This window comes from Pseudomonas sp. RIT357, assembly GCF_000632245.1.
Classification (GTDB): Bacteria; Pseudomonadota; Gammaproteobacteria; order Pseudomonadales; family Pseudomonadaceae; genus Aquipseudomonas; species Aquipseudomonas sivasensis.
The window spans coordinates 140,232-162,134 of the sequence record NZ_JFYX01000047.1 but is presented as its reverse complement, the minus strand read 5'-3'; the positions used below and the strand labels follow the sequence as shown (position 1 = coordinate 162,134).

The following is a 21,903-nucleotide window of genomic DNA, read 5'->3' as shown; positions in this document are numbered from 1 at the left end:
CGCGAAGTGTCCTCGGCCACCGAGCAGGTGAATGAAGTAGCACTGCGGGTTGTCAGCGCATCCAACTCGTCGATGGTCAACTCCGACGAACAGGCCAACCGCACCAACAGCGTGGCTGCTGCCATCAATGAACTGGGCGCCGCAGCTCAGGAAATCGCGCGTAACGCCGCGCAAGCCTCCAACCAGGCCAGCGATGCGCGGCATTTGGCCGAAGACGGTCAACAGGTGGTTGAGCGCAATATCAAGGCGATGACTGAGTTGTCCGCGATGATCAGCGCCTCCAGCAGCAATATAGAAGCGCTTAACAGCAAGACAGTGAACATCGGCCAGATTCTCGAAGTGATCACCAGCATTTCCCAGCAAACCAACCTGCTGGCGCTGAACGCTGCGATTGAAGCGGCACGTGCCGGTGAAGCAGGACGCGGGTTTGCAGTCGTCGCCGACGAAGTGCGCAACCTGGCACACCGCACCCAGGAATCGGCGCAACAAGTACAAAAGATGATTGAGGAACTTCAAGTCGGCGCCCGAGAGTCGGTCAGCACCATGAGCGAAAGCCAGCGACACAGTCATGACAGCGTGGAAATCGCTAACCTGGCCGGTGAGCGTCTTAACAGCGTCACCCAACGTATTGGGGAAATCGACGGCATGAACCAGTCGGTGGCGACTGCCACCGAGGAGCAGACCTCGGTCGTGGAGTCGATCAACATGGACATCACTGAAATCAACACCCTCAATCAGGAAGGCGTGGAAAACCTGCAATCGACCCTGCGCGCGTGCTCCGACCTAGAACAGCAGGCGGCGCGGTTGAAACAATTGGTGGGCAGCTTCCGGATCTGATTCGCTTTATTTTGCGGCGGGATCTGACTTGGCCTGCTCGCGTTCCCATAACTCGGCGGCACCGGGAAATTCGGTGCCGTCCTCACTGTCCAGATCCTCCGGGTCGTAACGGCTCAAGCACCCCTCACCTAGTGTAGATGGTGCTTTGGAGGTGGCTTTTTCCAGTGGGTCACTCATCGGTCAATCCTCAACGACAGACAAAGAAAAAGGGCCTGCAACGATTTAACGCCCAGGCCCTTTTTTCTTCAATCAAAACGGCTTGATCAGAACACGACGGTCTTGTTGCCGTGCACCAGCACGCGGTCTTCCAGGTGGTAACGCAGGCCACGGGCCAGCACCATCTTCTCGACATCGCGACCGAAGCGCACCATGTCCTCGATGCTATCGCTATGGCTGACACGCACTACGTCCTGCTCGATGATCGGGCCGGCATCCAGCTCTTCGGTGACGTAATGGCAAGTTGCACCAATCAACTTCACGCCACGCAGAGACGCCTGATGGTAAGGCTTGGCCCCCACAAAGGACGGCAGGAAGCTATGGTGAATGTTGATCACCTTGCCGGCGTATTCGCGGCACAGTTCCGGCGGCAGGATCTGCATGTAGCGCGCCAGCACCACCACGTCAGCCTCATGCTGCTTCACCAGGCGAGAAACCTCGGCGAATGCAGGCTCCTTGTCCTGAGGGTTGACCGGCACATGGTAGTAAGGGATGCCATGCCACTCGACCATGCTGCGCAGGTCGTCATGGTTTGAGATTACGCACGCGATCTCGCAGTCCAGTTCGTCACTGTGCCAGCGGTGCAGCAAGTCGGCCAGGCAGTGAGATTCGCGGCTTGCCATCAACACCACGCGCTTCTTCTGCTCGGTGTCGGTGATATGCCAAGTCATCGAGAACTCTTCAGCGATTGGCGCAAATGCCTCGCGAAAAGCCTCAAGGCCAAAGGGCAGTGTGTCGGCACGAATTTCGTGACGCATGAAGAACCAACCGCTGAGATTGTCCGAGTGATGGCTCGCCTCAGTAATCCAGCCGTTATGGGAGGCCAGAAAATTACTGACCTTGGCAACGATGCCGACCCGGTCCGGGCAAGCAATCACCAGCCGAAAAGTGCGCATTAGGGGGAAACTCCAGAACTTCGCAAAGGCCGCCATTCTAGCGATTGTGCAGAAAAACTGCAGTATTCAATGAGCCTTATTCTGATCCGCCCCCGAGGTACATCCCTTAATAGCGTATGGTTTTACCACCCCTATATGAACGAACAGCGCAGGCTGACGCAGTTATACAAAAAATTAACGGCATTATCTTCAGGTGCATCACCTACTTAATTAACTCGATTGCATAGCGCATTCACAAACATTCAAAGTAATTCACCTAAATGCAGTCTTAAATGTTTACTTGAGCAAATCGCCTGACTATTATTAGGCCACTATCCCTGTCAATCAGCGTTCTACATAAGGTAGTCCACATGTCTCTGATCAACGAATACCGCGCCACCGAAGAAGCTATCAAAGAGCTGCAAGCTCGTTTGAAGAACCTGTCCCAAGACGACAAACTGAAAACCGAGCTGGAATTCGAAGGTAAACTGCGCACCCTCATGGGTGAGTACTCCAAATCCCTGCGTGACATCATCGCGCTGCTGGACCCAGAGTCGAAAGTTAAAGCTCCACGTGGCGCTGTGAAAACTACCGGCACCAAACGTGCTCGCAAAGTCAAACAATACAAAAACCCGCACAACGGCGAAGTGATTGAAACCAAAGGTGGCAACCACAAAACTCTGAAAGAGTGGAAAGCCAAGTGGGGCGGTGACGTGGTTGAAGGTTGGGCTACCCTGCTGGGCTAAGCTTCACCAGGTCTGCGCCTGATGCGCGACCCATTAAAAACGCCAGCTTGCTGGCGTTTTTTATTGATCGTATTTTTTACACACCTCTGTCACAGATTCATACGAGCAGCTAAAGAGTCGGCATATTCCTGCCATTGCTCCAGCACCTGCTGCTGAAACGGCGTCGCACTAACCATCAACTCCAGTCGCGCTTGATTAAATGCCTCAAGGGTATTCGGTGCGCCAAATTCGGAATTTGACAAACGCTGCTGACAGAAAAATTTCCAGCGTTGTAGCTCTTCGCTGTTCAACGTATCGGGGAAGTTACGCGCCCGGTAGCGAAACAATAATTCAGGCAGACGGTGATCATCAAAAGGCCACTGCTGACGAGCTAATTGCTCAGGTTCAGCCGCGCGAATTTGCTCACATAACCGTCGATCACGATCCCCGATAAAACCCTCGTAAAGCTGCTGTTCGGGATCGACACTCGGTGCAAAATCTTCCTCGCCGTAAATAACTGCCAATTTATCGAGCCAAAGTTCCTGTGCGTCAGTTAGCCGCAGAGCCCGTGACTGGAAAACATTCATGTCCAATTGCAGGCGCTCACGATCTTCGACCCGCAGTACGTTCAAGGGCGCAACCACGGGGCAGCGGTTGATATGCACCAGTTTGAGCGGTACCGGCAACTCACCTTCTGCGAGCTCATCACGGCGGGTGTACAAGCGTCGACGCAAAATGTCGGCATCCATATCCAACAGCCCCTGAGGATCGAGCCCAAGGTCGCAGACAATCAGCGCGTTGCGGTTGCGGGGGTGCCAGGCCAGGGGCAGCACAATGCCCAGGTAATGACGTTCGGCGGAAAACCGCCCGGAGATATGCACCATCGGTTGCAGCAATCGCACTTGGTCCATTACCCGTTGTTTGCTGCGTAGTTGAAACAGCCAATCATAGAGCTTGGGCTGTTTCTCGCGCACCAATCGAGCCAGGGCGATTGTGGCGCGCACGTCGGATAACGCATCGTGGGCCTGACCATGGTCGATACCATTGGCGGCAGTCAGACGCTCAAGCTTGAGGGTCACGCGCCCGTCCTGCTGCGGCCACTCGATACCTTCCGGGCGCAGGGCATAAGCGGTGCGAACCACGTCGATCAAGTCCCAACGACTATTACCGCCCTGCCATTCGCGCGCATAAGGGTCGAAAAAATTGCGATACAGGCTGTAGCGCGTCATTTCATCGTCAAACCGCAACGTGTTATAGCCGGCACCGCACGTCCCCGGAGCCGCCAGTTCGGCATGTACGCGAGTCATGAAATCAGCCTCGGCCAGGCCCTTTTCGGCCAGAATGGCAGGGGTGATCCCGGTAATGGCACAGGCGGCGGGATGGGGCAGAATATCGTCGCTGGGCTGGCAGTAAATGTTGACCGGTGGGCCGACCTCGTTCAGTTCGAGATCCGTACGAATGCCAGCTACCTGGAGCGGTCGATCGCTACGCGGGTTGATGCCGGTGGTTTCGTAGTCGTACCAGAAAATGGAGGTCACGGGCTATTCCTGTGCTGAAGATCCACAAAGTCTAGGCGTTGAGCCCTGTTCGGGGCCAGCACCAAATAACCTGTACAAACATCCAGCAAAACCTTGAATAGTTGCTTCCATCGCCGACGCTGTTAGCATCCGTGCCACCCAGCCGCTCTGCACTGCCAAGGATCGCGATGCCATCAATCCCATTGGATACCCGCTACCAGATCGAGACCCCAGAAGGAATCGACCTGCCACTGCGCCCCGCCGGTTTGGTGCCACGGGCGCTGGCATTTGCCTTCGACCTCGTCGCCCGCGCAGTGATAATGGGCGTACTTCTGGTGCCACTGGCCCTGCTCGGCAATATTGGTATCGGCCTGGGCTCGCTGCTGCTGTTCCTGGTCAGTTGGTGGTACATGGTGCTGTTCGAGGTGCTCAATCAGGGCTGCTCACCGGGTAAACAGGTTATGGGCTTGCGGGTCGTGCAGGACGACGGCACGCCCATCAGTTGGTCAGCCTCGCTGATCCGCAACTTGCTGCGGTTTGTCGACATGCTGCCGTTCGGCTACTTTCTTGGCGCGATCAGTTGCCTGCAACACCCTCACTTCAAACGCCTTGGTGACCTGGCCGCCGGCACCCTGGTGATCTACCGAGAACAGCCCCTGAAACGCCCCCAGGTGCCTCAAGCTGTAGCACTGCGCTTACCGTTTGCCCTGGACCTGAGTGAACAGCGGGCGATCCTGGGTTTCGCGGAACGCCAAGGCGAACTCTCCGCCGAGCGGGTACACGAACTCGCTTCCATCCTCGCAACGCCGCTTCAAGTCTCCCCCGCCCGTGCCGTGGAGCAACTCAATGGCTTGGCCCGTGGCCTGTTGGGGCCAGCATGAAACAGAGCCTCTTCGAAAGCCGTTACCAACCGCAATGGCAAGCCTTTGCCGAACAACTGAAACAGTTGGAACAAGGCAAGGCCAAGGCCGGTGACATGGCCGATTTCCCTCACCAATACCGGCGTCTATGCCAGCACCTGGCCCTGGCCCAGGAGCGCGGTTACAGCAGTTACCTGGTGGACCCGCTGCAACAACTGGCGTTGCGCGGACATCAACAACTCTATCGCCACCGCAGCCAATTGGCGGCGAAAGTGCTGAGCTTTGTGCTGGCCGACTTTCCGCGACAGGTGCGGGAACAGTGGCGCTTCGTGTTGATTGCCAGCCTGCTGTTCTTTGGCAGCCTGCTGAGCATTGCCTTGCTGGTCTATCTGTTTCCCCACCTTATTTACAGCATTGTCAGCCCCCAGCAAGTGGCGGAGATGCAGGGCATGTATGACCCCGATGCCAGCCGCTTGGGTCGAGCCTCCGAGCGAGCATCGAGCGAAGACTGGATGATGTTTGGCTACTACGTGATGCACAACATCGGCATCGCCTTCCAGACATTCGCCGCCGGGTTGCTGTTCTGCCTGGGCAGTGTGTTTTTCCTGATATTCAACGGGCTGATCATCGGCGCGATTTCCGGGCACCTGACTGAAATCGGCTATGGGCAGACCTTCTGGTCATTTGTCATCGGCCATGGTGCCTTTGAGTTGACGGCTATCGCCCTCGCTGGCGCCGCAGGCTTGCAACTGGGCTGGGCGCTGATTGCACCTGGGCAACTGACACGAAGCGAATCCTTGCGACTTGCCGCTCGCAAGAGCGTGCAACTCCTGTGCGGCGTCATGGTGTTTCTACTGATCGCAGCCTTTATCGAAGCCTACTGGTCTTCCACCACCCAGGTAGCCCCTTGGATCAAATACCTGGTGGGCGCTGCACTGTGGCTGTTGGTGGGCGCTTACCTGACCTTTGCCGGAAGGGCTCGCCATGCGTCTGAGTGATGCCAGCGTGGTGATTCGCCCACGCACCGCCTGGGAGGCCATGGATCTTGGCGTATTAATGGCCCAGGAACATCGCTTGCTGTTGATGGGGAGCTGGGCGCTGGTGACCCTTCCGGTTTTTGCGTTGCTCACCGCACTGCTATGGAATTACCCCTCCATGGCCATGTTCCTGTTCTGGTGGTTGAAACCGGCTTTCGACCGCTTACCTTTATATATCCTCTCCACAGCCCTGTTCGGCGAAGCGCCTAGCCTCAAGCAGGCTGTGCGCCAATGGCCAAAACTGCTTAACAGCCAACTGCTGGCCAGCCTGACCTGGCGCAGACTCAGCCTCAGCCGCAGTTTTGTGATGCCGGTCAGTCAGCTTGAAGGCATGGACGGCCAGGCGCGTCAGCAACGCCTGGGTGTACTGCTGCAGCGCAACGCCGGCGCCGCTCGCTGGTTAACCACTGTCGGGGTGCACCTGGAAATCGGCCTATGGTTTGGCTGCATGGCGCTGTTCTATCTACTCATCCCGCAACAACTTGAACTGGATTGGGATTGGCAGCGGTTGGCGCTGGCGACCGGCTCCGAAGCGGTGTGTCTGGAGCATCTGGGCAACGCGTTCTACGCCTTGATTCTGGTGTTTTGGGAGCCCGTCTATGTCGCCTGTGGCTTCAGCCTTTATCTCAATCGTCGCACCGTGCTGGAAGCCTGGGACCTGGAACTGGTATTCCGCCGCCTACGCCAGCGCCTGAGCAATGTGGCGTCACTTTTATTACTGGCGTTAGGGCTGACATTACTGCCATACACCCCACCCGCCATGGCTGATGAAAGCAAACCGCTGAGCCCTGAAAGCGCAAGCCAGTCAATCCATTCGCTGCTGGAAAAGCCCCCATTCAAAAACCCGGAAACCGTCACCCGCTATCGCTTTGGTGAGGAAAAGCCCGCCGTTAAAAACAAGGCACCCGGTGACGGCAAACTTCCGGCGTGGCTGCAGACACTCTTGGATAACCTCAACAGCGATACTTTCAAGCATGTGGCCCAAGGCCTGGAAGTGCTGATGTGGAGCGTACTTATCGGCGGCCTGGCCCTGTTGGTGTGGCGCTATCGTGACTGGCTACGCACCTTTGTCACCCGGCGCGGGCCACGCGGCCCCAAAGCAGTCAGGCCAGTGCCCACACAACTTTTCGGCCTCGAATTGGGCACCGAGACCTTGCCCACGGATATCGCCAGCACTGCAGAACAACTCTGGCCTAGCCAACCACGGGAAGCCCTGGGTCTTTTGTATCGTGGCCTTCTGAGCCGCTTGTTGCATGACTTCAACCTGCCACTTAAAAACGCCGACACTGAAGGCCAGGTGCTGCAACGCGTTTACCTGCTGCAGCAACCGCAACTGCTGGCGTTCAGTGAAGAGTTGACTCGGCACTGGCAAAACCTAGCCTACGGCCATCAACTCCCACCCGCCTCAGCCCAGCAAAAATTATGCAGCGATTGGCGTGCCCTGTTCAGCTCGGAGGACGCCCGATGAACCGTTTTTTATTAGGGATAGGATTGCTCCTGGCATGCCTGTTTACTGCGGGCGGATTTTACGCCTGGAGCAAAGCGACCCCCTATGAAAAAGTGGTGGACCGCGGCCCCGCCCCGGAAGCCCTTGCCAACCCCTATCTGGCTGCCGAATATTTTCTGCGCCAGCAAGGCCTGGCCGTGGCACATGCCAATAGCCTCGAACGCTTGGCCACCCTGCCCTCCGCCGGCAATAGCCTGTTGTTACTGGGCGAACGTAGCAACATGTCGCCACGCCAGGTAGGGCAACTGCTGGATTGGGCCAAATCCGGCGGGCATCTATTGTTAGTGGCCGAAGCGCTGTGGGATGAAGAGACCGGCAAGAGCGGCGACCTGTTGCTAGATCGCCTGCATATCCACCAGACGCTGAGTGACGACCCCGAAGAACCCGCACCGGCCCGTAAAAACAAAACGCCAGACCTGACCAAGCTCTATGTCGACAATGACACCGCTCCGGCCTACTTCAGCTTCGACACTGACTTCAACCTCATCGACCCCAAGCACATGGCACAATTTTCAGCCAATAGCGCCAGGTCTAGCCACCTGATGCAACTTAACCTCGGGCAAGGCCGCGTTACGGTAATCACCGACAGCGAATTGTGGAAAACACCCGATATCGGCAAACACGACAATGCCTGGCTGCTGTGGCACCTGAACCAGGGGACTGCCGTGACTTTGTTGTTCAACAGCGACGTGGATGATCTGTTCACCCTGCTGTTGCGATATTTCCCCCAGGCGGTGGTAGCACTCATTGCGCTGATAACCCTCGTACTCTGGCAGGCGGGTATGCGCCAGGGCCCGATCCAAGCCCCCGCCTCGAAGGCGCGCCGGCAGTTGCACGAACACCTGAAAGCCAGCGCCGACTTCCTGCTGCGCCGCAGCGGCCAAGGCACGCTACTGAAGGCTTTGCAGCACGACATCCTACGTGCGGCCCGACGCCGCCATCCAGGCTTCGAACACCTCGACAACTCAGAACAATGGCGGGTACTGGAACACCTTACGCGCCAACCCTCTCACGTCATCAGCCAGGCCCTCGGCCCACTCCCGGCAAAACGGCTTTCCAGCGCCGATTTCAGCCGGCAGGTGGCATGCCTGCAAACTCTCAGGAATGCCCTATGAGCGAATTTCCCAGCGCTAACACCCTGTCCGGTGAAGCCTTACAGCACGCCAGCCAGCAAGCCCAGGCCTTGCGCATGGAACTGCGCAAGGCGGTGATCGGGCAGGATCAGGTGATCGATGATGTGCTGACTGCACTGATCGCCGGCGGCCACGTATTGCTTGAAGGTGTACCCGGGCTGGGCAAGACCTTGCTGGTACGCGCCTTGGCCCGCTGCTTTGACGGCGACTTCGCGCGGATTCAGTTCACCCCTGACCTGATGCCCAGCGATGTCACTGGCCATGCCGTGTACGATCTGCACACCGAGCAATTCAAGCTGCGCAAGGGACCTGTATTCACCCACCTGCTGCTGGCCGACGAAATCAACCGCGCCCCGGCCAAGACCCAGGCCGCCCTGCTCGAAGCCATGCAGGAACGACAAGTAACCCTCGAAGGTGAAGCGCTGCCCATCGGGCAACCCTTCATGGTGCTGGCCACCCAGAACCCTATCGAGCAGGAAGGCACCTACCCCCTGCCAGAAGCCGAGCTGGACCGGTTCATGCTCAAGGTACGCATGGACTATCCCGACGCGCAGCAGGAACTGGATATGGTGCGCGAAGTGACACGCTCTTCACGGGCCGACATGCTGGATGTGCAACCGTTGCGCACCGTGCTACAGGCCGAAGATGTGCTGCAACTGCAACAGATCGCCAGTGAGCTAGCCCTGGATGAACACGTACTCGACTATGCCGTGCGCCTGGCACGAGCCACCCGCAGTTGGCCAGGTCTGGCCATCGGCGCAGGCCCGCGAGCTTCCATCGCACTGGTCCGCGGCGCCCGCGCTCGAGCATTGTTGCGTGGGGGCCAGTTCGTCACGCCGGATGACGTCAAGAGCTGCGCTCTTGCAGTACTCCGTCATCGCGTACGTATAGCGGCAGAACTGGACATCGACGGGCTGGAGGTCGACCAGGTACTCAAACAGTTACTCGACCAGATTGCAGCTCCCCGGCAATGAATCGCCCATGAAACCGACCCGCCTGTTATCAGTTTGGCTTGGCGTACTGCTGGGCTTGAGCATCCTGCTAGGCACTGCAACCGCCTTGCAGTTCAAGGTGCCCGCCACCTTGCATTCGGTGGCGTGGGGCTTGCTCCTGGCGCTGTTGCTGCTGGCCTTGCTGGACGCCGCGCGACTGCGCCGTCGACCGTCGCCTCGTGTGCATCGGCATATGCCCGGCAGCCTGGCGCTGGGTCGCTGGGGCGAAGTACGTCTGGCCCTGGAACACGACTCCTCGCAGGCGCTGACGGTTCAGGTGTTCGATCACGTCCCCGATGGGTTGAGCATAGAGAACATGCCCCAATCCATTGAGTTGCGCCCCGGTGCACGCAGTGAACTGGGCTATCGCCTGCGGCCCCTGCGGCGAGGGCATTTTACGTTCAGCCGCTGCGAAATCCATCTGCCCAGCCCATTGGGGCTCTGGTCCGCCAGGCGCTTCATCGAAGTCGAGGATGCCACCCGCGTCTACCCAGACTTCGCTCGCCTGTACGGGGCACAACTGCTGGGGGTGGATAACTGGTTGAGTCAACTGGGAGTGCGTCAACGTCAGCGTCGCGGTTTGGGGCTGGAGTTTCATCAGCTGCGCGAGTTTCGTGAGGGCGACAGCCTGCGGCAGATCGACTGGAAAGCCACGGCGCGGCAACGTACCCCCATCGCAAGGGAGTATCAGGACGAGCGCGACCAGCAGATCGTGTTCATGCTCGATTGCGGCCGACGCATGCGCAGCCAGGATGATGAGCTGTCCCATTTCGACCACGCACTCAATGCCTGCCTGCTGCTCAGTTACGTGGCCTTGCGCCAGGGCGATGCCGTGGGGTTGTGCACCTTTGCTTCTGACCAGCCACGCTACTTGGCGCCTGTCAAAGGGAGCAGTCAGTTGAACCTGCTGCTCAATGCGGTATATGACCTGGACACCACCCGTCGAACTGCCGACTACGAGGCGGCGGCCAGTCAACTGCTCTCTAGGCAAAAGCGTCGGGCATTGGTGATTGTGGTCAGTAATCTGCGAGACGAGGACGATGAAGCGCTACTCTGCGCCGTCAAGCGCATCAGTCGCCAACATCGGGTAATGGTGGCCAGCATGCGAGAGGAAGTGCTCGATCTACTGCGCCAGTCCCCTGTGCAAACCTTGCCCGAAGCCCTGGCCTACAGCGGCACTGTCGACTACCTCAATACCCGGAATGAACTGCACGACCGCTTGAACGCCCACGGCCTGTCGGTGTTGGATACGTTGCCATCAGACATGGGAGCAGCCTTGGTGACACGCTATCTGGATTGGAAGAAAGCGGGAGTGTTCTGAAAAAAGCGTACGACTACGGCTGGACAGCAACACCCCAGCCGCGTCGACCGCTCGCTGCTTCTTAGGCTGAAGCCTGCAATGAGTCAAAGCTGAAGTACCGCAACAACAACTTGATCAGTTGCCCATATTCCGCTGGAGCCTGAAGCACGCTGAACCCGGAGTCGTAACGCTGCGGGTTGATATCTTCACGGCTCCACAGGCAGGTTGCCGTGAGGTCAATGGCATGGAAGGTGTCGTCAGCCCCGGGAATTTTCAGGCGCAGCTCGAAATCAGCATCGACCATCATGGGCAACTCGCTGATCAACATCAGCCCGTCGCAAGAGACGTTGCCCAAATAGCCGATGGGCTTGTCGGTAACACGGTTAAACACCTGGAGGAAATAACGTAGTTGATGCCGCTCAATCCGTCGGTCGGTAAACATGGTGAGATCGCCATGCAGTGGCCATGGTTGTGGCCGGTCCAGTGATTCGGAACAAGCGTAATTGCTCGCTCTCCCTGGATCTCGGTATGACAAAAGACAACGCTCTGTCACTAGACAGCTGCCGAATCCGGGCCCTGCCTCCATTTGAATAGAAACCTATACAAACGGACATCCAAAGAATAGCCCAAGACTGGCAAGAGGCCAGTTATAAAGTGGCGAATCTCATCACAATGAGGCTGGACGCGGCTGTGCAACACTCACGCCGCGGTAGTGACCCAGTTGTTGCAGGGTGTCCAACCTTGCGCGTGCTCGGTAGGCGTATTCGCTCGACGGGTACTGATTAATGATGAATTGGTAGGTTTGCACCGCGTCGACAAACAGTTTCTGTCGTTCCAGACATTGCCCGCGCAACATCGAGACCTCTGGCTGTACATAACGCCGGGTGCGGCTCTCGCGGTCGACCTGGGACAATTCCAAGGTGACACGCTCGCAGTCACCGACCTTGTAAGCGCGGTAGGCGTTGTTCAAATGGTGGTCCATCGACCAGCGGGTGCAGCCGACAACACTGACGGCCAGGGCAGCAATGAGCAAAATTCGCATGAAGGTTCTCCTGTCTTGTGCAGTGTATCGACCCCTCGTCCAAAATCTTCAAAGATGTTCATCTATTCAATCGGCGCGAAAACAAGTGAATCGGCGATAAGTAGTGCAAACGAACAATGACTACAACCAAAGAGCATAGTAGCCTTCCTCAGCGCTTGAACTCAGGAGTCTGTGCATGTCCGTCCGTCGTACCAAAATCGTCGCCACCCTTGGCCCGGCCAGTAACTCGCCGGAAGTCCTCGAACAGCTGATTCTGGCTGGTTTGGACGTTGCCCGTCTGAACTTCTCCCACGGCACCCCGGACGAGCACAAGGCTCGCGCCAAGCTGGTGCGTGACCTGGCCGCCAAGCACGGCCGCTTCGTCGCACTGCTGGGTGACCTGCAAGGCCCGAAAATCCGTATTGCCAAGTTCACCAACAAGCGTATCGAGCTGAAGATCGGTGACAAATTCACCTTCTCCACCAGCCACCCGCTGACCGAAGGTAACCAGGACGTCGTGGGTATCGACTACCCGGACCTCGTCAAGGATTGCGGCGTCGGTGACGAGTTGCTGCTGGATGACGGCCGCGTGGTAATGCGTGTCGACACCGCCACCCCGACCGAACTGAACTGCACCGTGATCATCGGCGGTCCGCTGTCCGATCACAAAGGCATCAATCGTCGCGGCGGTGGCCTGACTGCCCCGGCCCTGACTGAAAAAGACAAGGCCGATATCAAGCTCGCTGCTGAAATGGAAGTGGACTACCTGGCCGTGTCCTTTCCGCGCGACGCCGCTGATATGGAATACGCCCGCAAACTGCGCGATGAAGCCGGCGGTACTGCCTGGTTGGTGGCGAAGATCGAACGCGCCGAAGCCGTGGCCGACGACGAAACTCTCGACGGTCTGATCAAAGCGTCCGACGCCGTGATGGTTGCCCGTGGTGACCTGGGTGTGGAAATCGGTGACGCCGAGCTGATCGGTATCCAGAAGAAGATCATCCTGCACGCACGCCGCCACAACAAAGCGGTGATCGTCGCGACCCAGATGATGGAGTCGATGATCCAAAACCCGATGCCGACCCGCGCCGAAGTATCCGACGTGGCCAACGCCGTGCTCGACTACACCGACGCCGTGATGCTCTCGGCTGAAAGTGCCGCCGGCCCGTACCCGCTGGAAGCTGTGCAGGCCATGGCGCGCATCTGTGTCGGCGCCGAAAAGCACCCGACCAGCAAGACCTCCAGCCATCGTATCGGCAAGGTCTTCGAAAGCTGCGACCAGAGCATCGCCCTGGCAGCCATGTACACCGCCAACCACTTCCCGGGCGTCAAAGCGATCATCGCCTTGACCGAAAGTGGCTACACGCCGTTGATCATGTCGCGCATTCGTTCCTCGGTTCCGATCTACGCGTTCTCCCCTCACCGCGAAACCCAGGCCCGCGCGGCCATGTTCCGTGGCGTGTACACCGTTCCGTTCGACCCGGCGTCGTTGCCGCCCCATGAAGTCAGCCAAGCGGCCATCGACGAACTGATCAAGCGTGGCGTCGTGGAGAAAGGCGACTGGGTCATCCTGACCAAGGGCGACAGCTACCACACCATCGGCGGCACCAACGGCATGAAGATCCTGCACGTTGGCGACCCAATGGTCTGAGTGACACGCTGAAAACAAAAGCCCTGCCATGCGAATGGCGGGGCTTTTTGCTTTTCATGTGGGTTAGCGTTTGGCGATAAACCCCGATAACGCCGCAATCGCCTCCGGTGACTTCAAGCGCTGGACGAACAACGCGCCCTCCTCCTCAATGACCTGGCGTAACTGATCACGGTCCACACTTTTCATCAATTGCTTGGTCACCTGCACCGCCCCCGGCGCCAGAATTTCAAAACGCTCGGCCATTTCCCGCGCCTTGGCCAACGCCGCTTCACCACTGCCCAACGCCTCAGTGGCGATGCCCCAGGCGGCAGCCTGCTCCCCGGTAAATCCCTCGCCTAACAGCAAAAGTTCAGCTGCCTTCGCATGCCCAAGCAAACGCGGCAGGATCAGGCTCGAACCAAACTCCGGGCACAACCCCAGGTTGACGAACGGCATACGCAAGCGCGCATCGCGACTGATGTAAACAAGGTCACAGTGCAGCAGGAGGGTTGTGCCAATCCCCACCGCGACTCCCGCCACTGCCGCGATCACCGGCTTACGGCAGTTGAGTAGGCTTTTCATAAAATGAAACGCTGGGCTGTCGAGATCACTGGGCGGCAGTTCAAGAAAATCGCCGATGTCATTACCGGCGGTAAAACACTCGCTGCTGCCCTGGATCAGCACGGCGCTGATCGCTGAGTCGGCATCCGCCTGCTCCAGCGCCTCGGCCAGTTGCGTGTACATGGCGCGGGTCAGGGCGTTTCTCTTTTCCGGGCGGTTGAGCTGCAGGGTCAGCAACCCGCGCTCGCGGTGCAGCAGGATGGCGTCGGTCATGGTGAGTCTCGCGGCTGTAGATTTCAGCGCTCAACCACGGGGCAGGAACACATCGGCCAGCAGTTGATTACGCGGCAGTCCCGCCAGAAACAGGCGCTTGGAAAACGCCTCGACACTGGCGGGGTGTCCGCAGAGTAAGGCGAGCGTTTGCCGGGAAACAAGCCGCAGTTGCGCCAATGCCTGGGCCGACTCGGCCGCGGTCCACAGTTCCACCGTAAGGTTCGGATGACATGCACCCAGCGCCATCAGGGGTTCAGCCAGATAATGGCCGTCGGCATCATGGGCCAGGTGAATCACACGAATGGCGCCTTGGTGATCCTGGCGCAAAGCCTCGCGCAATACGCCCCACAACGGGCCGAGGCCAGTGCCGGAGGCAAGCAGCCAAAGCGGCCGGGATTGCCAGTCGGGATCGTATTGCAAAGCGCCGCCGCGTAGCTCGCCCAGGCGCAGGTGATCGCCGACCTGCAACTGCCGGGCAAGATCACTGAATTCACCGGGCTGCCGGCAATCGATATGAAACTCCAGAAATGCATCTTCCTGGGGCAGGCTCGCCAGGGAGTAAGGCCGCGCGACGTGCCCTGCCCACAGCACCAGGTGCTGTCCAGCCCGATAACGGAGACCGCGCTCAGGTTGCAGGCGCAGGCGCACTACATTCGAGTTCAGCCAATCAGCACCTACCACCAGGGCGGCCAAACCGTCACGCAGCGGGTCAAACGCCTCGACCTGCAGATCGCCCGTCACTTGGCACTGGCAGGCCAACCGCCAACCGTCCTGGCGTTGCGCGGTGCTCAGGGCATCGGGCTGCTTGTCCTCGACCTCGCCCCGGCAGCGCACCAAACATGCATGGCAACTGCCCGCCCGGCAACTGTAGGGCACGGCCACACCCGCCTGGTTCAAGGCATCCAGCAGATTGCTGCCGGCAGTTACCGACCAATGGCGTTCGCCGACGTACAGTTCAGGCATATAAGGACTCAATTACAGGGTAGGCACACAGGGAATCATGCCTGCGACAGTTTGACCATAGTCGGGTGTATCGGCCACCGCGTCGGGTTATACTGCCGCGCCTTTTTAGCGTCGCGCCTGCACCACTTTGGCGTGCCTTGGAAAGGTGGGCTCAGCCGACCGATGTACCCCACTGAGCCCACCTTTATTGAATGTTCCCTTATAGAGGAGCGCGACTCATGACCGTGATCAAGCAAGACGACCTGATTCAGAGCGTTGCCGACGCCCTGCAATTCATTTCCTACTACCACCCCGTTGACTTCATCCAGGCGATGCACGAGGCCTACCTGCGCGAAGAATCGCCGGCAGCCCGTGATTCCATGGCGCAGATCCTGATCAACTCGCGCATGTGCGCCACCGGCCATCGCCCGATCTGCCAGGACACCGGTATCGTCACCGTGTTCGTGCGCGTGGGCATGGACGTACGTTGGGATGGCGCCACCATGGGCCTGGACGACATGATCAACGAAGGCGTGCGTCGCGCCTACAATCTGCCGGAAAACGTCCTGCGCGCATCCATCCTGGCCGACCCGGCCGGTGCACGTAAAAACACCAAGGACAACACCCCGGCCGTGATCCACTACTCCATCGTCCCGGGTAACACCGTGGAAGTGGACGTGGCGGCCAAAGGTGGTGGTTCCGAGAACAAGTCAAAAATGGCCATGCTCAACCCGTCCGACTCGATCGTCGACTGGGTGCTCAAGACCGTTCCGACCATGGGCGCCGGCTGGTGCCCACCGGGCATGCTCGGCATCGGCATCGGCGGCACCGCCGAGAAAGCCGCAGTGATGGCCAAAGAAGTGTTGATGGAGTCCATCGACATCCACGAGCTGAAAAAGCGCGGCCCGTCCAACCGTATCGAAGAGATGCGCCTGGAGCTGTTCGAGAAGGTCAACCAACTGGGCATTGGCGCTCAGGGCCTGGGTGGCCTGACCACCGTGCTCGACGTGAAGATCATGGACTACCCGACCCACGCCGCCTCCCTGCCGGTGTGCATGATCCCCAACTGCGCCGCCACCCGTCACGCGCACTTTGTGCTCGACGGCTCGGGCCCGGCGTCGCTGGAAGCGCCACCGCTGGACGCCTACCCGGAAATCGTCTGGGAAGCCGGCCCGTCGGCTCGTCGCGTCAACCTCGACACGCTGACCCCGGAAGAAGTCCAGAGCTGGAAACCGGGCGAAACCGTGTTGCTCAACGGCAAGATGCTCACTGGCCGCGACGCTGCGCACAAGCGCATGGTCGAGATGCTGAACAAGGGCGAAACCCTGCCGGTAGACCTCAAGGGTCGCTTCATCTACTACGTCGGCCCGGTTGATCCGGTGCGCGAAGAAGTGGTTGGCCCGGCTGGCCCGACCACCGCGACGCGGATGGACAAGTTCACCCGTCAGATCCTTGAGCAAACCGGCCTTTTGGGCATGATCGGCAAATCCGAGCGCGGCCCGACCGCCATCGACGCGATCAAGGACCACAAGGCCGTGTACCTGATGGCCGTGGGCGGCGCCGCTTACCTGGTGGCGCAAGCTATCAAGAAGTCGCGGGTTGTCGCGTTCGCCGAACTGGGCATGGAAGCGATCTACGAGTTCGACGTCAAAGACATGCCGGTCACCGTTGCAGTCGATAGCAAAGGCGAATCCGTGCACATCACCGGTCCTGCCATCTGGCAGCAAAAGATCAGTGAAAGCCTGGCGGTAGAAGTGCAGTAAGCACTTTCCCTCAAGGATAAAGGCGACTGCGGCCCCATGGCCCAGTCGCCTTTTTTATGGCGCGTGGTATGGTGCTTGCCCCTTAACGTGCCTGCTCATCACCGTATGATCGCGATCCCTCGCCCCCTGCGCCTGACCTTCTACGCCCTGTTGATCATCGCTGGTGCGGTGCTTGCCGCTGCATTGGCCACGCGCCAGGCCGAACGCCAGGCCCTCGTGGATGAGGCCGCCCGCGCCAACCAGCAGCTCGCGTTATATGCCAACTCGCTGCACACCCTGATCGAGCGCTACCGCGCCCTGCCCGCCGTGCTCGCACTGGACTCGGAAATGATCAGCGCGTTAAAGGGCCCGTTGGACACCGCTACCCAAGACGCGCTTAACCGCAAGCTCGAACGCATCAACGGCGCCGCGCAGTCGTCCACCCTGGAATTGATGGACCGCACCGGCCTGGCCGTGGCTGCCAGCAACTGGGCGCTGCCAAGCAGTTACGTCGGGCACAACTATGCATTTCGGCCGTATTTCAGCCAGACCAAAAGCCAGGGCACCGGGCGCTTTTACGCGGTGGGTGTGACCACCGGGATTCCGGGTTACTTCCTTTCCAGCGCAGTGCTCGATGAACACGAGCAGTTCCTTGGCGCCATGGTGGTGAAGCTGGAGTTCCCTGAGCTTGAGCAAGAATGGGCCCAGGGGAATGACTTGCTGCTGGTCAGCGATGCGCGTGGCATCGTGTTCATTGCCAACCAGCCTGGCTGGCGCTATCGGAACCTGCGGCCGCTATCGGCCAATGACCTCGCTGAGCTCAAGGCCACCCGCCAGTACGACAAGAAACAACTGCTGGCGCTGGAAACCGACACCCTGCAGCGCTTCGACGAAAACAGTCACCTGATGCGCGTCAACGGCCCCGACGGCAGCGCCCAATACATCTGGGAATCCCTGCCATTGAAGGCAGAAGGCTGGACCCTGCACCTGCTGCGCAAACCGCAATTTCCTTTTGAAGACCAACGCAACGCGGGACTGGCCGCCGCCGGTTCCTGGCTGGCACTGGTGTTCCTCGCGCTGTTCCTGAGCCAACGCTGGCGCCTGGCCCGCTTGCGCCAGCGTAGCCGTGAAGAGCTGGAGCAACTGGTGGAAGAACGCACCCAGGCCCTGCGCACCGCCCAGGATGGTTTGGTGCAATCGGCCAAGCTGGCGGCGCTGGGGCAGATGTCCGCCGCCCTCGCCCACGAAATCAACCAGCCACTCACGGCCCAGCGCATGCAGCTTGCTACCCTGCGCCTGTTGCTGGATCACGGCCGTGTGGACGACGCCTACAAGGCGCTCACGCCGCTGGACGACATGCTCACGCGCATGGCCGCACTCACCGGCCATCTCAAGACCTTCGCTCGCAAAAGTCCTAGTGGCCTGCGCGAACGCCTGGACCTGGCCACGGTGGTCGACCAGTCCCTGCATCTGCTCGACGCGCGCCTGCGCGATGAAGCCATTGGCGTCGTGCTGGACCTGACACGCCCGGCTTGGGTGCGCGGCGATGCCATCCGCCTGGAACAAGTACTGATCAACCTGCTGCGCAACGCCCTCGACGCCATGGCCGACAAACCGCGCAAGCGCCTTGAGATCCGCCTGCACGCCGACCAACAGCTTTGGCTTTTGACCGTCAGCGACAGCGGCGGCGGGATCCCCGAAGAACACCTGAACAACGTGTTCGATCCGTTCTTCACCACCAAGCCGGTGGGTGACGGCCTCGGTTTAGGGCTGGCGGTGTCCTTCGCTATCGTGCACGAACTGGGTGGACGCCTGATCGCCGATAACCAGGGCGACGGCGCGACTTTCACCCTGACCTTGCCCATCGCGCTGGAGACGCCGGACCTATGCTGAATGCGGTGATTGTGGTCGATGACGAAGCCAGCATTCGCACGGCCGTGGAGCAGTGGTTGAGTCTCTCCGGGTTTGAGGTGCAGTTGTTCAGCCGCGCCGAGGAATGCCTGGCGCATCTGCCCAAAGACTTTCCCGGTGTGATCCTGAGCGACGTGCGCATGCCTGGTCTCAGCGGCCTGGAATTGCTCGCCGAAGTACAGCGCCGCGACGCCGACTTGCCGGTGATATTGCTCACTGGTCACGGCGACGTGCCGATGGCCGTCGAAGCCATGCGCGACGGCGCCTACGACTTCCTGGAAAAACCCTTCAGCCCCGAGGCCCTGCTCAACAGCCTGCGACGTGCATTGGACAAACGCGGGCTGATCCTGGAAAACCGTCGCCTGCATCAACAGGCCGATCACCGCTCGCAGCTTGAATCCAGCCTGCTCGGCGTGTCCCGCGGGTTGCAGAATCTGCGCCGCCAGGTGCTCGACTTGGCCAGCTTGCCAGTCAACGTGTTGATCCGTGGCGAGACCGGCAGCGGTAAGGAACTGGTCGCGCGCTGCCTGCATGATTTCGGCCCGCGGGCCAAGAAGCCGTTTGTGGCGCTCAATTGCGCGGCAATTCCCGAGCAGTTGTTTGAAGCCGAGTTGTTTGGCCACGAAAGCGGCGCGTTCACCGGCGCCCAGGGCAAGCGCATCGGCAAGCTGGAGTACGCTCACGGCGGCACGCTGTTCCTGGATGAAATCGAAAGCATGCCCTTGGCCCAACAAGTGAAACTGTTGCGGGTATTGCAAGAACAGAAACTGGAACGACTGGGCTCCAACCAGAGCATCCATGTGGACTTGCGCATCATTGCCGCGACCAAGCCTGACCTGCTCGAAGAGGCCCGCGCCGGACGCTTTCGCGAAGACTTGGCCTATCGCCTCACCGTCGCACAATTGCGCCTGCCGCCCTTGCGCGAGCGTCGTGAAGATATTCCGCTGCTGTACGAGCACTTTGCCCACAGCGCTGCCGAACGCTTAGGCCGCACGCCCGAGCCGTTGAGCGGCCCAGCCTTGGGGCGCCTGCTCAGCCACGACTGGCCCGGCAATGTGCGTGAACTGGCCAACGTCGCCGAGCGTCAGGTATTAGGCCTTGGCGAGCCGGAGTCGGAGGGCATCGAGGCCGGGCAATCACTGGCTGCGCAGCAGGAAGCCTTCGAAGCCCATTGCCTGAAGGCCGCCTTGACCCGGCACAAGGGCGATATCAAGGCGGTATTGACGGAGCTGCAACTGCCCCGCCGGACGTTCAATGAAAAGATGCAGCGCCATGGCCTTGCACGGGACATGTTCCTCAAGGACGAATGAGCGGATTTCCGCTCATTCGCCCCGAATCTTCAGCAAGTTTCCGCTCAAAAAAATCTGCAAACCCTTCTAGATCGGGCCTTCATCTACCTGGCACAGCTCCTGCTATAGCCCAGCCAGGCAGCGCTCGCGCCGCTCCATAAAAACAACTAGATGAAGGATCCTTCAATGGATAACTCCAACTCCCTGCCTCTGGGGTCGGCGGCAGCGCCGGCAAAAGAACGCACCACCTCCAGCCGCATCAAATCGATCTTCAGCGGATCGGTCGGCAACATGGTCGAGTGGTACGACTGGTACGTCTACGCCGCTTTCTCGCTGTACTTCGCCAAAGCCTTCTTCCCGAAAGGCGACACCACCGCCCAACTGCTCAACACCGCCGCGATCTTCGCCGTGGGCTTCCTGATGCGCCCGATCGGTGGCTGGCTGATGGGCCTGTACGCCGACAAGGTCGGGCGTAAAAAAGCCCTGATGGCCTCGGTCTACCTGATGTGCTTCGGCTCGCTGCTGATTGCCCTGAGCCCGGGCTATGAATCCATTGGTATCGGTGCGCCCATCCTGCTGGTGTTTGCCCGTTTGCTGCAGGGGCTATCAGTCGGCGGCGAATACGGCACCTCCGCCACCTACCTCAGCGAGATGGCGACCAAGGAACGTCGCGGCTTCTACTCCAGTTTCCAGTACGTAACCCTGATCTCCGGCCAGCTCATCGCGCTGGCGGTGCTGATCGTGCTGCAACAGGTACTCACCACCGAGCAACTGTACGCGTGGGGCTGGCGTATCCCGTTCGCCATCGGCGCCCTGTGCGCAGTCGTCGCGCTGTACCTGCGTCGTGGCATGGAAGAAACCGAGTCCTTCACCAAGAAAGAAAAAGCCAAGGAAAGCGCAATGCGCACCTTGATGCGTCACCCCAAGGAACTGATGACCGTGGTCGGCCTGACTATGGGCGGCACCCTGGCGTTCTACACCTACACCACCTACATGCAGAAATACCTGGTGAACACCGTCGGGATGAGCATCTCCGACTCCACCACCATCTCGGCGGCCACGCTGTTTCTGTTCATGTGCCTGCAGCCCATCATCGGCGGGCTGTCCGACAAAGTCGGCCGTCGTCCGATCCTGATCGCCTTCGGCATCCTCGGCACCCTGTTCACCGTGCCTATCCTCACCACCCTGCACACCATCCAGTCCTGGTGGGGCGCGTTCTTCCTGATCATGGCTGCGCTGATCATCGTCAGTGGCTACACCTCGATCAACGCGGTGGTGAAGGCCGAACTGTTCCCGACCGAAATCCGTGCCCTGGGCGTGGGCCTGCCGTATGCACTGACCGTGTCGATCTTCGGCGGTACAGCTGAATACATCGCGCTGTGGTTCAAGAGCATCGGGATGGAAACCGGCTACTACTGGTACGTGACTGCGTGTATCGCGGTGTCGCTGATGGTCTACGTGACCATGAAAGACACCCGCAAACATTCGCGGATTACCACGGACTAAACATGTGGGAGGGGGCAAGCCCCCTCCCACAT

General features: G+C 59.5%; 20 protein-coding genes. 13 read left to right on the top strand and 7 right to left on the bottom strand.

From position 1 onward, the window contains the following. Positions 1-72: 72 nt before the first annotated feature. On the top strand, positions 73-837 hold the full coding sequence (locus BW43_RS29670) for a methyl-accepting chemotaxis protein (RefSeq protein ID WP_371260758.1): 765 nt from the start codon (positions 73-75) through the stop codon (positions 835-837). A gap of 6 nt (positions 838-843) precedes the next feature. Here the strand turns inward: BW43_RS29670 and BW43_RS29070 are convergent, their stop codons facing one another. Then, positions 844-1,014, bottom strand: coding sequence for a hypothetical protein (locus tag BW43_RS29070; protein WP_163033193.1), 171 nt, complete (start codon positions 1,012-1,014; stop codon positions 844-846). A gap of 86 nt (positions 1,015-1,100) precedes the next feature. Continuing rightward, a complete protein-coding gene (gene purU / locus BW43_RS03530; protein ID WP_015885632.1) occupies positions 1,101-1,949 on the bottom strand; it encodes a formyltetrahydrofolate deformylase in 849 nt (282 codons plus the stop codon). Positions 1,950-2,299: 350 nt separating this feature from the next. Here purU and mvaT point away from each other — a divergent pair, with 350 nt between their 5' ends. Continuing rightward, positions 2,300-2,674: a histone-like nucleoid-structuring protein MvaT gene (gene mvaT, locus BW43_RS03535; protein WP_003175830.1), complete on the top strand. Its 375-nt coding sequence runs from the start codon at positions 2,300-2,302 to the stop codon at positions 2,672-2,674. An 89-nt stretch (positions 2,675-2,763) separates the two neighbouring features. Here mvaT and sbcB read toward each other — a convergent pair whose 3' ends face one another. Further along, the gene (gene sbcB / locus BW43_RS03540) at positions 2,764-4,191 is read right to left on the bottom strand and encodes an exodeoxyribonuclease I (RefSeq protein WP_032890882.1); all 1,428 of its coding nucleotides are present in this window, start codon (positions 4,189-4,191) and stop codon (positions 2,764-2,766) included. A 167-nt stretch (positions 4,192-4,358) separates the two neighbouring features. On the opposite strand from sbcB, the gene BW43_RS03545 reads away from it, so the two are divergent. The 6 genes from BW43_RS03545 to BW43_RS03570 are packed head-to-tail and all read left to right on the top strand — an operon-like array spanning position 4,359 to position 11,020. Then, positions 4,359-5,051 carry an RDD family protein gene (locus BW43_RS03545; protein ID WP_032890881.1) on the top strand — a complete coding sequence of 231 codons (693 nt, stop codon included), beginning with the start codon at positions 4,359-4,361 and terminating at the stop codon, positions 5,049-5,051. Beyond that, on the top strand, positions 5,048-6,028 hold the full coding sequence (locus tag BW43_RS03550; protein WP_032890880.1) for a stage II sporulation protein M: 981 nt from the start codon (positions 5,048-5,050) through the stop codon (positions 6,026-6,028). The genes BW43_RS03545 and BW43_RS03550 overlap by 4 nt, the downstream gene beginning before the upstream one ends. Further along, complete coding sequence (locus BW43_RS03555) at positions 6,015-7,535, top strand: DUF4129 domain-containing protein (RefSeq protein WP_032890879.1); 1,521 nt, start codon at positions 6,015-6,017, stop codon at positions 7,533-7,535. Before BW43_RS03550 ends, BW43_RS03555 begins: the two co-directional genes overlap by 14 nt. Continuing rightward, positions 7,532-8,689 carry a DUF4350 domain-containing protein gene (locus tag BW43_RS03560; RefSeq protein ID WP_032890878.1) on the top strand — a complete coding sequence of 386 codons (1,158 nt, stop codon included), beginning with the start codon at positions 7,532-7,534 and terminating at the stop codon, positions 8,687-8,689. The genes BW43_RS03555 and BW43_RS03560 overlap by 4 nt, the downstream gene beginning before the upstream one ends. Continuing rightward, positions 8,686-9,681: a MoxR family ATPase gene (locus BW43_RS03565; protein WP_032890877.1), complete on the top strand. Its 996-nt coding sequence runs from the start codon at positions 8,686-8,688 to the stop codon at positions 9,679-9,681. The genes BW43_RS03560 and BW43_RS03565 overlap by 4 nt, the downstream gene beginning before the upstream one ends. Before the next feature lie 7 nt (positions 9,682-9,688). Further along, a complete protein-coding gene (locus BW43_RS03570) occupies positions 9,689-11,020 on the top strand; it encodes a DUF58 domain-containing protein (protein WP_032890876.1) in 1,332 nt (443 codons plus the stop codon). A gap of 61 nt (positions 11,021-11,081) precedes the next feature. On the opposite strand, the gene BW43_RS03575 is transcribed toward BW43_RS03570, so the two are convergent. Both BW43_RS03575 and BW43_RS03580 read right to left on the bottom strand, forming a co-directional pair. Further along, positions 11,082-11,441 carry a PilZ domain-containing protein gene (locus BW43_RS03575; RefSeq protein ID WP_032890875.1) on the bottom strand — a complete coding sequence of 120 codons (360 nt, stop codon included), beginning with the start codon at positions 11,439-11,441 and terminating at the stop codon, positions 11,082-11,084. 225 nt (positions 11,442-11,666) lie between these two features. Beyond that, a complete protein-coding gene (locus tag BW43_RS03580; RefSeq protein WP_032890874.1) occupies positions 11,667-12,041 on the bottom strand; it encodes a hypothetical protein in 375 nt (124 codons plus the stop codon). A 175-nt stretch (positions 12,042-12,216) separates the two neighbouring features. Between BW43_RS03580 and pyk the strand changes: the two genes are divergently transcribed. Next, positions 12,217-13,668 carry a pyruvate kinase gene (gene pyk, locus BW43_RS03585; RefSeq protein WP_032890873.1) on the top strand — a complete coding sequence of 484 codons (1,452 nt, stop codon included), beginning with the start codon at positions 12,217-12,219 and terminating at the stop codon, positions 13,666-13,668. Positions 13,669-13,731: 63 nt separating this feature from the next. Here pyk and BW43_RS03590 read toward each other — a convergent pair whose 3' ends face one another. Together BW43_RS03590 and BW43_RS03595 are read right to left on the bottom strand one after the other, a co-directional pair. Beyond that, positions 13,732-14,481, bottom strand: coding sequence for an enoyl-CoA hydratase-related protein (locus tag BW43_RS03590; protein WP_032890872.1), 750 nt, complete (start codon positions 14,479-14,481; stop codon positions 13,732-13,734). Between the two features lie 30 nt (positions 14,482-14,511). Beyond that, on the bottom strand, positions 14,512-15,444 hold the full coding sequence (locus BW43_RS03595; RefSeq protein ID WP_032890871.1) for an iron-sulfur-binding ferredoxin reductase: 933 nt from the start codon (positions 15,442-15,444) through the stop codon (positions 14,512-14,514). A 218-nt stretch (positions 15,445-15,662) separates the two neighbouring features. Between BW43_RS03595 and BW43_RS03600 the strand changes: the two genes are divergently transcribed. From BW43_RS03600 to BW43_RS03615, 4 genes are all read left to right on the top strand, one after another. Next, entirely contained in the window at positions 15,663-17,186 is a 1,524-nt protein-coding gene (locus BW43_RS03600) for a fumarate hydratase (RefSeq protein WP_032890870.1), read from the top strand. A 105-nt stretch (positions 17,187-17,291) separates the two neighbouring features. After that, positions 17,292-19,058 (top strand): ATP-binding protein, encoded by a 1,767-nt coding sequence (locus BW43_RS03605; RefSeq protein ID WP_032890869.1) that lies wholly within the window; start codon positions 17,292-17,294, stop codon positions 19,056-19,058. Then, positions 19,052-20,386 carry a sigma-54 dependent transcriptional regulator gene (locus BW43_RS03610; protein WP_032890868.1) on the top strand — a complete coding sequence of 445 codons (1,335 nt, stop codon included), beginning with the start codon at positions 19,052-19,054 and terminating at the stop codon, positions 20,384-20,386. Before BW43_RS03605 ends, BW43_RS03610 begins: the two co-directional genes overlap by 7 nt. Before the next feature lie 165 nt (positions 20,387-20,551). After that, on the top strand, positions 20,552-21,871 hold the full coding sequence (locus tag BW43_RS03615) for an MFS transporter (RefSeq protein WP_032890867.1): 1,320 nt from the start codon (positions 20,552-20,554) through the stop codon (positions 21,869-21,871). Positions 21,872-21,903: the final 32 nt, after the last annotated feature.